Annotated in this window: 13 protein-coding genes; 6 read left to right on the forward strand and 7 right to left on the reverse strand. The window is 32.6% G+C overall.

Annotated features, from left to right (window positions below):
- The 7 genes from GN105_RS12160 to GN105_RS12190 all read right to left on the reverse strand — a co-directional run.
- The coding region (locus GN105_RS12160) for a hypothetical protein (protein ID WP_155285666.1) at nt 1-691 on the reverse strand (691 nt) is incomplete at its 3' end.
- Between the two features lie 11 nt (nt 692-702).
- Nucleotides 703-1,134 carry a type VI secretion system tube protein TssD gene (gene tssD / locus GN105_RS12165; protein ID WP_155285667.1) on the reverse strand — a complete coding sequence of 144 codons (432 nt, stop codon included), beginning with the start codon at nt 1,132-1,134 and terminating at the stop codon, nt 703-705.
- Between the two features lie 12 nt (nt 1,135-1,146).
- Entirely contained in the window at nt 1,147-1,572 is a 426-nt protein-coding gene (gene tssD, locus GN105_RS12170; RefSeq protein ID WP_155285668.1) for a type VI secretion system tube protein TssD, read from the reverse strand.
- Between the two features lie 23 nt (nt 1,573-1,595).
- Nucleotides 1,596-2,345 (reverse strand): DUF6261 family protein, encoded by a 750-nt coding sequence (locus GN105_RS12175; RefSeq protein WP_155285669.1) that lies wholly within the window; start codon nt 2,343-2,345, stop codon nt 1,596-1,598.
- A 518-nt stretch (nt 2,346-2,863) separates the two neighbouring features.
- Nucleotides 2,864-3,748 (reverse strand): TssN family type VI secretion system protein, encoded by an 885-nt coding sequence (locus GN105_RS12180; protein WP_155285670.1) that lies wholly within the window; start codon nt 3,746-3,748, stop codon nt 2,864-2,866.
- A 37-nt stretch (nt 3,749-3,785) separates the two neighbouring features.
- A complete protein-coding gene (locus tag GN105_RS12185; RefSeq protein ID WP_155285671.1) occupies nt 3,786-5,603 on the reverse strand; it encodes a type VI secretion system baseplate subunit TssF in 1,818 nt (605 codons plus the stop codon).
- Nucleotides 5,604-5,616: 13 nt separating this feature from the next.
- Nucleotides 5,617-6,066 (reverse strand): GPW/gp25 family protein, encoded by a 450-nt coding sequence (locus GN105_RS12190; protein ID WP_155285672.1) that lies wholly within the window; start codon nt 6,064-6,066, stop codon nt 5,617-5,619.
- Nucleotides 6,067-6,341: 275 nt separating this feature from the next.
- On the opposite strand from GN105_RS12190, the gene tssK reads away from it, so the two are divergent.
- From tssK to tssR, 6 genes are all read left to right on the forward strand, one after another.
- Complete coding sequence (gene tssK, locus GN105_RS12195) at nt 6,342-7,457, forward strand: type VI secretion system baseplate subunit TssK (protein WP_155285673.1); 1,116 nt, start codon at nt 6,342-6,344, stop codon at nt 7,455-7,457.
- 19 nt (nt 7,458-7,476) lie between these two features.
- Nucleotides 7,477-8,412, forward strand: a complete 936-nt coding sequence (locus GN105_RS12200) for a type VI secretion system baseplate subunit TssG (RefSeq protein WP_155285674.1) — start codon at nt 7,477-7,479, stop codon at nt 8,410-8,412.
- 4 nt (nt 8,413-8,416) lie between these two features.
- Nucleotides 8,417-8,923 carry a type VI secretion system TssO gene (locus GN105_RS12205; RefSeq protein WP_155285675.1) on the forward strand — a complete coding sequence of 169 codons (507 nt, stop codon included), beginning with the start codon at nt 8,417-8,419 and terminating at the stop codon, nt 8,921-8,923.
- A 5-nt stretch (nt 8,924-8,928) separates the two neighbouring features.
- Nucleotides 8,929-9,438 carry a type VI secretion system transmembrane protein TssO gene (locus GN105_RS12210; RefSeq protein WP_155285676.1) on the forward strand — a complete coding sequence of 170 codons (510 nt, stop codon included), beginning with the start codon at nt 8,929-8,931 and terminating at the stop codon, nt 9,436-9,438.
- Between the two features lie 15 nt (nt 9,439-9,453).
- A complete protein-coding gene (locus GN105_RS12215) occupies nt 9,454-10,350 on the forward strand; it encodes a PKD domain-containing protein (RefSeq protein WP_155285677.1) in 897 nt (298 codons plus the stop codon).
- Nucleotides 10,351-10,357: 7 nt separating this feature from the next.
- Nucleotides 10,358-12,765: type VI secretion system protein TssR domain-containing protein (tssR, locus tag GN105_RS12220; RefSeq protein ID WP_155285678.1), on the forward strand; the 2,408-nt coding region annotated here is incomplete at its 3' end.

Genomic DNA, 12,765 nt, shown 5'->3' on the forward strand with positions numbered 1-12,765 from the left:
CTTTAGTGACTTTTTTAGATCTATCTATTGCTTTCTGTACTGTTTTTACTTGTTTGTTTCGCCAAGATTTCGCTCCGTTATTACTCCATCGAGATTGAAATCTATTAGAAATGCCTCGCGTTTTGGTCTTATGCCATACTTCATTCCATTTGTAATATCTCGCTCCATAAATGTAATAAGTAGAAATAGAATTTATTCCTACATTTAAGGAAAACATACTATCTTCCAATAACGGATATTGGGATGATTCGGGAGATACTACAACCTCCGATAGTACTTCTAAAATAGATTTACTCATATCTCCCTTACGGTAGCAATTCCAACCTCCACGATTATTTCCTACAAAAAGGTATTCTTGGTCTGATGTCCACCATTTTTCTCCCTCATAATGACTATCATAAGGTGGAGACTCAACGGGATAAGAATTGGATAATTCATATCCTAAACTTAATGATATACATTCTGCAGAACTATCTAAGTGCTGTACATTAAATATAGTTCCTTCTGTAGCTTCTGTACCTGAAACATAATGTTTAGGAGTTAAAGTATAATCTTGAGAATAAATCGCTTGAAATTCTACCCAAGCATAACCTTTACCTATAACAAATCCTTCATAAGCTCTACCTATTTGGCAATAAGTTGAAAATAAAGAAGAACTTATGAAATTTTGTTTAAAATTATTCTTATTCATTCTTTAAGTATTTAGTTATACCAACCATTATCAAATAAATTATCATTAAGATATAGTTCTTCTGAAGAAATAACAAAACTAGTAGAAACACCAATACTATTACTTATTGTTTGTTGTAAGTTCACACAGTACGCATTTTTGAAACTTATTTTCAATGGAGCAGAAGCTGTTTTATTACGAAATACAATTTCTCCGTCACGTTTTGTCCATTGATTTATAGCCCAATAAAAAATTTGATTATCTGGAAATTGTTCTATTGTTACTATTAACTTACCTCCTTTAATTTCTGATTGAGGCTCACCTTTTATATCTGTATGTTGTATAAAATCACAATTAAATTGACTAAGTTCATACTCCTTACCATTCAATATTAGAAATACTTCTAAGTTAGCATCAGGCTGGAATAGCCCTATTGCATTATTTGCTATATTTGAAAAACTCATAATTATATAATTTTATACATTTAACCATTTATTTTCTATTTCTCCTTCTGGAAATATAAGATTTTTAGCTTCCAATTGAATATGTAAGCTAAAAAAACCTTTTCCTTTTGATATATATTTCATTTGCATTCTTGTACACGCAGTTTTTTTAAAGAAGATCCGCATTACTGATATATTATCCTCACCATAGGTAATAATAGCTCCTTCTCTGTATCTTCTTGGATTGAGCATCCATTCTATAATCTCATTTGATGGAATACTATCAATGGTCAGTTGTAACGTACCGCCACGAACTTCCCCTTGTGCTTTTCCTTTCAGGTCAGTGGGTTGCTCTAAGGCATAAGAAAAACTACTTAGCTCGTAACCTGACTGTAATAAACTCCCAATATCAAGCGATTGAGTATCACCTATTTTTAAAAATGTTCTGTATCCGTACATAATTTTATGATTTTAGTTTGTATTTATTTTGTTTTTTCTTCTGGTTTTATTTTTTTAAGCATCCCTATACGCTGTTTTCGTAACGAAACCGTATCATCAATTAGCTTATTTATCATTTTTATAAAATTGGTTGCTTCGTCTGATGGAGAAATAAGACTACTTGCATATGCCCAATTAGTAATTAAATCATATTCTACATCTATATCTTTTCTTAATACTTTTACATTAGGTAATATTGTTTTCACTTGATTTTCGGCACGCTCTTCAGTGAGTTTGCTATATTGCTTGTTTACTTCAGTAAGTTCGGTTATAACATCATTTACCCCTAATATTTTTAAATGTTTGGTGTTATCAATTTTTGATAAATCGTGAATCATTGAATCAATAATGTTTGTTTTTTGTCGGTTAGGTTGTTTTGAAATTCCTAAATATGATTTCATTTGACTATAGATGATACTTGCTGCTTCTTTTTTATTTTGTATAGTTGATTTTGATTCAACTCTAAAAACTGACAGAAGGTAGATAACTAACTCATTACGTCTTTTATTAAGCTCGTTTAATTTTTTGGTTTCGTGTCTTGATTTACTTTTATTGGTAGCATCAATTAATAATTTAATGTGTTCTTTAAATGAATTAAATACATCTTCTTTTATAGCTAATTTTTCAGTTGTAGCTACTTCAACTAAGTTTTCGGTACTTTTCATAAATTGTGAATATTCATTATTGTTTAATGAATTCAAACTGATTGTTTTTACTTTTACAATTGTGTACATAGCTTTATGATTTAAAATAGTTATTACTTATGTTATAGTGTCATTTATTATATTTTGAAATACGATAAAATTATATTCTTTATATTGTTTTAATATATTTTACTTGTTTGAACTTACTATATTTGTATCAATTTATTATTTCGGAATACTTCCGAATTATAAAATGTGATTAAATATTTGACTTCGGAGTACTTCCGAATTATAAAATGTGATTAAATATTTGACTTCGGAGTACTTCCGAATTAAAAAATTGAGTCTAATATTTGACTTCGGAATACTTCCGAATTAAAAAATTAGATTTAATATTTGACTTCGGAACACTTCCAAATTAAAAAATTAGGTTTAATATTTGACTTCGGAATACTTCCTAAAAGAAAAATGTATCTGTTTTTATAAAACAAAATACTTTCTACTTAGAATATTGGCTGTAATATTATAAGTAGAAAGTATTTCATCTTGCTTGAATTTATATTTTAAAGTAATTACATATAGTTTTGTATTGTTATATGTTGTATTTTTTATAGTAGTACATCTTCATTGATTGTCTTTTTTTGTTCTCGTACTCTTTTTACGATGATAAGTTGCTTTTCCGAAAGTTTATTTTCTTGAAATGACTTATCGGGGTCAATATATTTTCGTGGCAAGAAGAAAGAAGGTTTTGTATAGAAAACCCATCCGTAGGGTTCTTGCAGGTTATAGTACTCGATGGGAGTTGAAAATTTTCGTTGATTATAGTCAGATAGTATAAGTTCAAACCAATCGCCCAAAATCATTTCTTTAGTTGATTTAGCTTTGAGTCGGGTAGGTTTTTCATCTGTTGTAGTTTTATATACTTCTATTTCATATACTAATAATGTTCCTGTATCAATGGGTATTACGGTGTTTGTTTTATTTGTTCCGTCATATATTTTCATTTTATAGATTTCTATGGGAATATTCAGATAGGCTTGAAAGGTTTGTATGAAGAACGGTACAACAAATAATGAAACAAGGCAAGTGCTTGCCCAAATTCCGTACTTGAAGTCATTTACCAAGTTAAAAATTAGAGAAAACAAAGCCCCGCTGAGAAACATCTGAATTAGCAATACGAGAAACTTTTTCCAAAAAGGGCTTCTTTTCAATGTTCTTATATAGACATCATACAAGCGATAATTGAAATACCCTATAATCAGATAAAAAACTTGTAATCCGATATATGTGTACGGCATAAAATCAACTTGAAGATATCCTAATAATCCCGGTAAGGAGAGTAATACGGAGGACAAAAGGACATAAAAAACAGCTTTTTTATCACTTAATAGTTGATTTTTCTTAGCGATGAAAATGACAATGATTCCTAACAGTATGGTAATGATAGGAATGAGCAATTGTGAGGTAATGAGTTTTTGTAAAAATGTATTCATTTTTTTCTTTTTATAAGATGTACTTTGTGAAAACTATTTAATCGATAAAAATTCGGTAATTAAAAGTCATTGGCGAATGCTTTACTAACTGATTGTATATGGTTTCGATAATCATTTGCTTGTCTTCTACTTTTCCAAAAGGGATTAGATGTACGTCAATGGTACGAATAAGTCCTTTTCCCAGAGAGTTTGCGATGCTTACACCTTGTTCGATGCGTACATCGGCTATAATATCGGGGAATTCTGCTATGCAAAATGTTTTGATGTCGTTATTGGTAACTACTCTGCCTCGACTGTTGAGCAAAAATTTAAACTGTGCAATGCGTTCCCGTTCTGAGGGTAAGGCAGTACCTCCTAAAGTAGGAGTTATCAGAGTGGCATCAGAGGTATTCGTTTCTTTTCTTGTAAGTACGGTACCTATGCGTATTGCGTTGGCAGCTTCACCTAAGGTAGTCCAATATTTTACAAAAAAGTACGATGTATCATATACTCTGTCTAAGAAAATGTAATAAGAAAGCTCTTTTCCCATTCTGTGCTGAACGGAAATATCTCTTTCCAGTCTGTTGATGAGTTTTTCAATAAGTTGTACATTTTCGCTACTTGCTGTTTTTAAAGAAGAGAATATGTTGGCTTCATCTTCCAAGAGGCTTTGTAGTTTTATCAATAACTCTTTGGCATTGCGAAAATCAAAAGCTTCCGTACCTCCCTGTCGTAGGGTATAGTTTCGGGAGAAGCTGCTTGATTTAAATCCGTGTGAACGGACATATTGTTGGTCTTTTTCATCGGAAATGGAAACCATTCCTAAGAAAAATTCTTCGGGGTTCATCTCCAGCGGAATAATTGCTAATCCTTTTTGCAGGGTAGAGGTGATGGAATGCAGTTTCTTGTTAATTAAAGGAACGGTGTTTGTAACTACTTGGATGTCCGAAAGGATATGGGCTTTGAAGGATTGAGGTAAGGTGATTTCTATCCAACTTAGTTTTTCATTAAATACGGCAGGATTTTCTTGCCATAGGAGTTGTATTTTGGGATCAGTTATAGGAAATGAGGTATATTCATCTTGTGATATTTGTAATGTTTGGTCAATGGTAAAGTAGTTTTGTTTGTAAAAATCGAGGATTTTGGTGTTCATACGCTCATTAAAATTCTGATTTTCAAAAAAATGGTCTAAGCTGTTTTCTTGCGTATGAGAGTCTGTATTGTAAATACCGTTTTTGATGGTTATTTTATTTCCTTTATATGTCCAATTTGCATAACTTAGTACTTTTAGGCATTCACTGCGCGTATCGATATTAGGGAAATTAATATAGAATGATAGGTTTTGCAGATTTGTTAAGATATCTTCCGAATTGATTCCTATCCATATTTTGTTATAATTTTCGGGTGTTAATTCTGTACGATATAGCAAACGTTTTGAGAAATCGGAGTTGATGTCATATATATCTGCTCCTGAGATGATTTTCTTTACATTGATACGCTTTAACGTTGTGCTGCAAGCGGGATAAAAGGCATACTCGGTTTGTGTTTTTCGGTTAGGGAAAGGCGTTTTTGTGGAGAAACAAGTCTCTTGGGTTATTTGGGTTTCTTCCCATAGGGGCTTTAAGTATGCGATAGTGTGAGAGGGCTTGGTCATCAGTATGGCATCGGGTAGGAGTACTTCACTTAGCCGCTGCATCATTCGAGTTTCAAGGCTTGCGATATCGTTGGATATTTCGTGTAATTGCTCTGCCAGAGCCTCCATAATGAGGCGTACCAGAGGGTCTAAGTTTTCAATGTTTTTAATGTTCCAGAATTGCAGCGCTGTTTGAATCATCCGATTCTTTATTTCCTCTTTACTTTCTCTGTAATAACTCATAATGAACTGAATCTTATTTTTTAGATAATGGGCTTAAATATAATCGGTAATGAAAGGTACAAGGTTCTTCTGTGCTTTTAATGACTGCCTGCAGATAGATATCCACACACTTGTGTATGTTTACATTCTTTGAGAGAGAGTCCTCTTGTTCTACCTCTGTAATATCTAATTTGAATTGGCAATTGGTAATGCGCGGTTCGTACCTTGCGATGGACTCAGAGAGATATCCTATGAATCGGTCTTTCCATTTACCTACTGATACGATGTATTCAAAGTCCATTTCCCAAATGGTGGTTCCGTATTGTTTATCAAAGGAATGCTCTCCGGGGCAGGTGGTAATCAAAAGGTCAATATGCCCATCAATGGATTCGATTTCAGAACATTTATCGGTTTGTTTTTCTTCCAAGAGGTTCTTGAAGTTTACCGGAAACTTATAAAACTTTTGATCGTTGCCAATTTTCATAACTTCTATTTTGTGAAAAAATGTGATTATTTAACAAGATAGGCAAATATACAATAAAAGAAATAATAACCGATATAAATGTAAAAAAATAATAATAAAAAGCTTTGTTTGTGCGGGTTGGAAATGTAATTATAAACAATTTTGAAAAGTTAAAAAATAACATATTGAAAAGAAAAATTATAAAAATATTTGTAACTACGTAAAATTATCTAAATTTGCAGAAGAATGATTTTTTAGAATTTTATAGTTAAAACAATCCGAGAAACACATACGAAATGGATAAGTTTGCACACAGACAGGTCAATTGGGGTGAAATGCAGGTACGGGCTACGCATTTTATTGAAATGGAAAATTTTTTGCTGGAACGCATTTTGCAAACGGCCTCTGTTTCACATACCAATCATTATGGGCTTTTGCCAACGAACAAAGATACAGCCGTTGACATCCAAACTATGAAAATAGGGGAGGTAACTCGTATTTATCTTAAATCATACAATGGGATTACCTCCGGTGGATATTTGGTACGGATTCAGGATTCGGAGGAGGAAGATGAGTTATATTGCGAATTGGAAAATAAGACGGAAACTCCACAAGAGGCTTGGGATTTAGTTTTAACTATTGACCCTTTTGAAAGGAAGCCAACAAACATACTTGATATTAAGGCGGACCCTCCCCGTTATGCTTATGTAACAGCGACATATCGATTAAGTGCCATATTGCATAAAGAAAATACGATATATCCACCTAACAGCATTGTGGTAGGGCTTTTAAGAAAGAATGATTATGGATATCAATTAGATGGTAATTACATTCCTCCTGCATTGACAATGTCCTCACACGAGTCATTAAAAGGCTATGGATATAATTTTTCCGAGTGGATATCTTCAATAGAAAAAGCATTACAAAAAATATTAGAAAAAATACAAGGACAACCCAATAGAACCGGTGTGGCCAATAGTATTTTGGTGCTTAGTAAGGAAATGCTTCGATTTTTATCTACTATAAATTACCACTGGAAGAATAATGTTAAAAACTTGACGCCTTATCAGGTTACTGAAATTTTGAGTTCGTTTGCAGCTAGTATGCTTACCTCTCTTCTTTTTGTTTCCAGAAAAGAAAAAGAGGAAATGCTCAAATATTTTCACGAGTGGAATGGTATTACTCCATCAAACTTTGAGCAAATGCTCGATGAGATTATCAATAAAAAGTACAATCACAATCAAATTAATCAATCAATGGTTTCTGTAGGAAATTTGCTACAAATGCTTAATGAGTTGTTTGTTTCACTCTCTCAACTTGAATTTGTGGGGCAACACCGAGAAAGCATTGTTATTTCTGAACGGCAAGCTCAAACCAATGCTTCTGGTGGCAGTCGATGGATGGTAGATTAAACGGTTAAAAGTTTCTTTTATGAAAAGGAAGAAAACATATGAATTACCCGGTAATACCTTATATACAAATTACAAGGCGGAAGTATTTGCCTTAGGAATGATTCAGGGAGGAGTTAAAAGAAGCAAAATAAGAATCATCCGTAAAGGAAGGGCTAAACGCAATGTAGCCAAAGAGGTAGATGGGGTGGTGTGTGACTCTTCTTCCCAAGAAGAAATCTATACCATTTATACCAATAGAAGAGATTTGTATGATTCTTTACCCAAGGGTGTATTTCACGAAGCAGGAAGTTCAAGCAAAGAGCAGCAAAAATCGGCTGTTCTAAAATCTATTGAAAAAGGAAAAAAAGAGGAATTCAATGCAAGATATTTTTTTAAGCCTTTTGAGATGTTTTTGGATGAAGTGCTTATTAACTTGCAGTTATATGAACGACAACTTGAAAGGCCTCATTCTCACCCTGATTTTGTAAATCTTTTCGTTAATAACTGGAAGTTTATAAAGGATATCCCCTTAGACAAGGCATTATTTTTATTAAACTTTCTCTCTCAAAGCAATAGAATAACGAGAGGGGAGCAAATAGCTCAAATTTTAAGTTCCTTTTTGGGGTGTGATGTAAGCATTGAAAATGATGTGGAGCCGGTAAGTTTTCAAATTCCCCATAAATGGATATTGGGGGAGGGACAACTAGGAAAGACATCCTTTATAGGGAATGCTTTTATGGATACATTACCGGTGGTTAACTTAAAAATAGCCAATCTGCGACAAGAGTATAAAGAGCTTGTTTATTCCGGTAGTGCTGCCAGAAGGCAACTACATATTTTATTGGATTTATTTATTCCTGCAGATGCTCAATTGCGAATACATATCGAGGGATGCCAAGAAGAGACACTTTTTAAACTTACTTCAGATGCTGAAAAATCGGCTATTTTGGGTTTTTCAACAAGATTAGAATATTAGGGATATGAAAGCATTAAACCGCAAAGAAGTTTTCACTTCATATTTGAATTTTACCAAATATATGGTGTTTTTGGTTACAATAGCTTTGGTTTGTGTATTTGTTTTTTTTAAAACAGCATCGACTGAAATTGACAAAATACGGCTATTGGGTACGGAAAGTCAGCGTATTTTTGATCAACAATTATCATTGAGTGATGATTTTGATGACGTTTTCCAAACCTATCAGTCACTTGACTTGGTAGAGGAAAATAATACTCCTTTTTTGATGAGTAGTATCGCTAACAAGAAGATGAAAATAAATGTTGCCATAGAAAAAGTTCCTCAAAAAGATATTTATGTTCACAAACATTTGGTAGCACAAATGGATAAACTCTTACGCACCAGAGATTCGATAAATGCTTTGAAATTGACGGAAAATGTCTATAAAAATGATGTAATTCGTTGTACGGAGGAAAATAAAGTAATTACCAGGAAGGTAAAAGTGGGAAAACTTTCCTATGATAAAAAATAAAGAATATGGAAACGAAAAATGAAACGAATAAGATTACCAATTCAAGGGAGCGAACCATAGGTTTTGTTTATGTGTGTATTATTTTTTGTGTGACTACGGTGTTGTGTGGTTATATTTTATTTTTCGCTAACAATCACTATCAATCATTGGAAGGGAAGAAAGCCATTCTTGAGCAAATACAACGTGTTCGCCAATTTGAAAAGGAACAAGTTGCTCAGATGGATAAAATTCAACAAATTGATAAAAAAATAGCACAGTTGAATCCTGCATTAAAAGCCGCTTATGAGAAACAAGAGGTTGCACTTCTTTTGGGAGAGATTCGCAATGTATACACTCAACAAAAATGGGATGTACGTTATAAAATATTTGATCATATAGCAACTTTTTATGAGTTTCAAATGTCTGATAAAGATCGTTTGTGGAACATTCAACAAAATATTGAGAAGTTCAAATTGGATTTGGAACGTTGTCGTGCCAATACGGAAATCAGACGCAACAACTTAAATCAGCAATAGTTTATATGTTTATATATGGATAAAATTTTCACACGTTGGACTATAATCATCGTTGTTTTTATAGGTCTTATAGTTACTCTTACTTGGTTTTTACAGGGTAATGTCGCCAAAACAGAAATTCGGGCTTGGGTATCTCCCAAAGAAGTGGAACTTGGAAATCCGATTCGTTTTATGGATAGTACTTCAAATGCTAAGGAAATTCTTTGGGAATTTGGCAATGGTGATTTTTCCAAAGACAAGACGGGAAGTTATGTATTTCCTCAAACAGGAAGATATCAAGTGCGATTAAAGGTGAATAATTCTCTTGAACAACGATTTATCATAACGGTAAAAGATAGTAAACGTGTAACTGATTTTCGTCCGATTAAAATTATTGCACCAAGAACAGCCATTCAAAATGAATATATTTCGTTTTTTGCAGATGGTTATTCCAAAGAATGGCGTTGGGAATTTGGAGAAACCGGAGATATAGATTCTTATGAGAAAAACCCTACTTATTCATACAAATTGCCCGGTATTTATGAGGTAAGATTACTTTCTGAAGATATGGTTTATCCTGTTGTACACCATATAGAAATTCTTCCTGAATATAGTGAAACTGACACTTCCGATGTATTATCTTTGATTGCTAAAGATATTCAGGAACGTTTGCAAAATATTGTAGAAGGAAGTTCCTTTAATGAGAATTACAATTACATATTAAACAAATATCTGTGTAGTAATCCCAATCAAAAAGTGCTTATTAATGGTGAAAAACAGATTGACTTTTATTCCTATTGTCATAGTTTGAAAATAGTAGGGAGTCAGCTAAGTACGATTATTAGTGAAGTAGTAGTTGAGCCTGATAAAGAGTCGAATTGTGTAAAACGTATTTTAGTAAAACAAAATTCTCAGTCGCCAATAAACAAGTAATAATACTATGAAGCGTATTTCATTTATAATTGTTTTTATAATATATTCATTTGCAATAGGATGTTCACCGATTACACCACTTACGCGTGTAAAGAAAACACCTAAAACGTATACTCAAAATTTTTGTTGTGATCAAGAAGTAAAGCGGTATTTGGGAAAGAAAGTGCCTTGGATTGTTTATTCACAAAGAGATGATAATCCCACATATTATAATCCCGGAGGAAAGATTGTTCTGAAAAAAGCCTCTTATATGGAGGCCTTTTTGGTTATTGGAAGAAAAGGAGCGTATTTGCGTTTAATAAAATATACTCCGGAAATCATTGAGAATAGTACTTTAAAAAACAGAAAGCAAATTGAGTATTACGGATGGATACATCAAGATGATTTGCTATTATCTTCAAAAGCTTTAACTGATATTGAATCGGGAAGAACACACAAGATGATTGCTATGGTAAAGAATGAGAAACCTTTATCAAAAACAGAGGATTTTCTTTCAAAAGATTCTTTAGTGCTTTATAAAGAACCGGAATTGCTAAATCCTATAAAAAAGATAGCTCTTCATTCGTTGGTTTATTTGTACAAGAAAAACGATGACAGAAGTAAAAGCTTAATATTTGTAAAATCACAGATTAATCCTGAAAATGCTCAAAAGATTATTTCCGGATGGGTATCTTCTTCGCTGATAACTCCTTATGGGACATCTTTTTATAGTAAAATTTCTAAAATGCCTTTGGAAAAGATTACACTAATTGACAAGTTAAAAAGAGAAATTCCACAAGATACTGTTGTGTTTGATGCGAATGGATCTTTTTTGGAACTTAATCCGATTTCGTCTTTAAAGCAAGAACACAAATTAATTGACATAGATACATACATCCCTATTTCAGTGGTAGATAATGGGGCTAATTATGTTTATGGTCTTTCGGGAAATGTGATTAAATATGGAGATTTCAAAAAGGTAAAAAAAGATGTAAAACATATCAACATTGTATTTGCTTTTGAGAGTCAACAAAGTGTTATTTCCAATTTTGAGCAGTTAGTGGTCTCAATCAATCAACTTAAAAATCAATTACCTAATAAAAATGATTTTATTTATAGAATGGGAGCGGTTATTGGCTTTGGAAAACAATACAATGCACTACAACAAGTTCCTTTGTCTAAAAATATAGATGTAGCGATTAAAGAATTGGAAAAGTTGGCGGATTCAAAGAAAGAGCTGAATCTTGTTAAAGCTGAATCTTGGAGTGCGACATTGCAAGCATCACAGATGTTATCGGAATATAAAAACGAAAACAATATAATTGTTGTAATTGGAGAAAGTGGTAATGATAAAGAACAGATAGATAATCATTTAGTTCAGAAGATAATTTCTTCTAATGCCCGCATATTAGGTTATCAGTTATATTCCGATACGGGAAATTCATATAATAATTTTATTTTACAAATTCAAGATATAATTTCACGATCAAGTCAAGAAATTATTAAAAAGAAGAAAGATATTTTAGTTAATTCAGCTCAACTTTGCACAGAAAATTTATTTGTTGAACATAGTGAGAATATTTACAGATTAAATTTTTCCAAACAAAGTATGTGGCAAGGATGGATTGTTTTTCCTAAGAAAAAAGAGCAAATGTCTCAAGATTTATTAGTTTCCTCGGTAAGTTCATTTATTGCTGAAGTTCAGACTGATGCTCAAAATATTACCGATGAATTACAAAAATCATTTATTGCCTCGGGAATGTCTCGAAGTAAAGTTAATCCACAATGGGCTTCTTTACAAAATCTTTCTGATACGTATTCTCCTGACATTACTTTTGCCAAATCTTTGGCAGGGGCTGAGCCTTATACGCTTTTTCCGGCCTTAATTCAAGTTAAAAAGGATACTTGGGATAGAGGAGAACATTTTTTACTACTTTCTGAAGACGAAATTACTAATATTCGTGATTTTCTTACGGATATTAGTAAAAAACGAGTAGATTACAGGTATGACGCTAAGAAAAGTGAAAAACCACAAAAACGGTCTTTTTTAGATGATGATGGAGTTTCTGTTAAAGACCAAACAAAAGAAAATCCGAAGTATCTTAACACAGGTAAAGTCAGGAAATCTTTGCAGAAAAGCTATTACAAATGGGCGAAAGTTAATAGGTTGTATCCCCCTAAGAGACAAAAAATTAAGAAAATGACACTTGCTCAGGCGGGTAGCTATGCTATATTATTTCCTTCTTTAAAGTTTATTTTAAAACAATTGAAGGTCGGAGAGATACGTAACAGAAAAAAAATATCCGATAAGGATTTAGATGAACTTATCGAATATTTTGTAAGAAAAAAAGACGCTTTTGAACAAGCCATCACAACGGAGAATCAACTTAAAGCTAACGGAGAAGTTTTTTACAAAATAAACGTAGAAAACTTGCC

The sequence above is a fragment of the Capnocytophaga felis genome (genome assembly GCF_009684755.1).
GTDB classification, from domain to species: domain Bacteria; phylum Bacteroidota; class Bacteroidia; order Flavobacteriales; family Flavobacteriaceae; genus Capnocytophaga; species Capnocytophaga felis.

Bases quoted from the DNA above. Each gene is read 5' to 3' on its own strand.
- tssD (WP_155285667.1), bottom strand. From the start codon at position 1,134: ATGAGTTTTTCAAATATAGCAAATAATGCAATAGGGCTATTCCAGCCT.
- tssD (WP_155285668.1), bottom strand. From the start codon at position 1,572: ATGTACGGATACAGAACATTTTTAAAAATAGGTGATACTCAATCGCTT.
- GN105_RS12175 (WP_155285669.1), bottom strand. From the start codon at position 2,345: ATGTACACAATTGTAAAAGTAAAAACAATCAGTTTGAATTCATTAAAC.
- GN105_RS12180 (WP_155285670.1), bottom strand. From the start codon at position 3,748: ATGAATACATTTTTACAAAAACTCATTACCTCACAATTGCTCATTCCT.
- GN105_RS12185 (WP_155285671.1), bottom strand. From the start codon at position 5,603: ATGAGTTATTACAGAGAAAGTAAAGAGGAAATAAAGAATCGGATGATT.
- GN105_RS12190 (WP_155285672.1), bottom strand. From the start codon at position 6,066: ATGAAAATTGGCAACGATCAAAAGTTTTATAAGTTTCCGGTAAACTTC.
- tssK (WP_155285673.1), top strand. From the start codon at position 6,342: ATGGATAAGTTTGCACACAGACAGGTCAATTGGGGTGAAATGCAGGTA.
- GN105_RS12200 (WP_155285674.1), top strand. From the start codon at position 7,477: ATGAAAAGGAAGAAAACATATGAATTACCCGGTAATACCTTATATACA.
- GN105_RS12205 (WP_155285675.1), top strand. From the start codon at position 8,417: ATGAAAGCATTAAACCGCAAAGAAGTTTTCACTTCATATTTGAATTTT.
- GN105_RS12210 (WP_155285676.1), top strand. From the start codon at position 8,929: ATGGAAACGAAAAATGAAACGAATAAGATTACCAATTCAAGGGAGCGA.
- GN105_RS12215 (WP_155285677.1), top strand. From the start codon at position 9,454: ATGGATAAAATTTTCACACGTTGGACTATAATCATCGTTGTTTTTATA.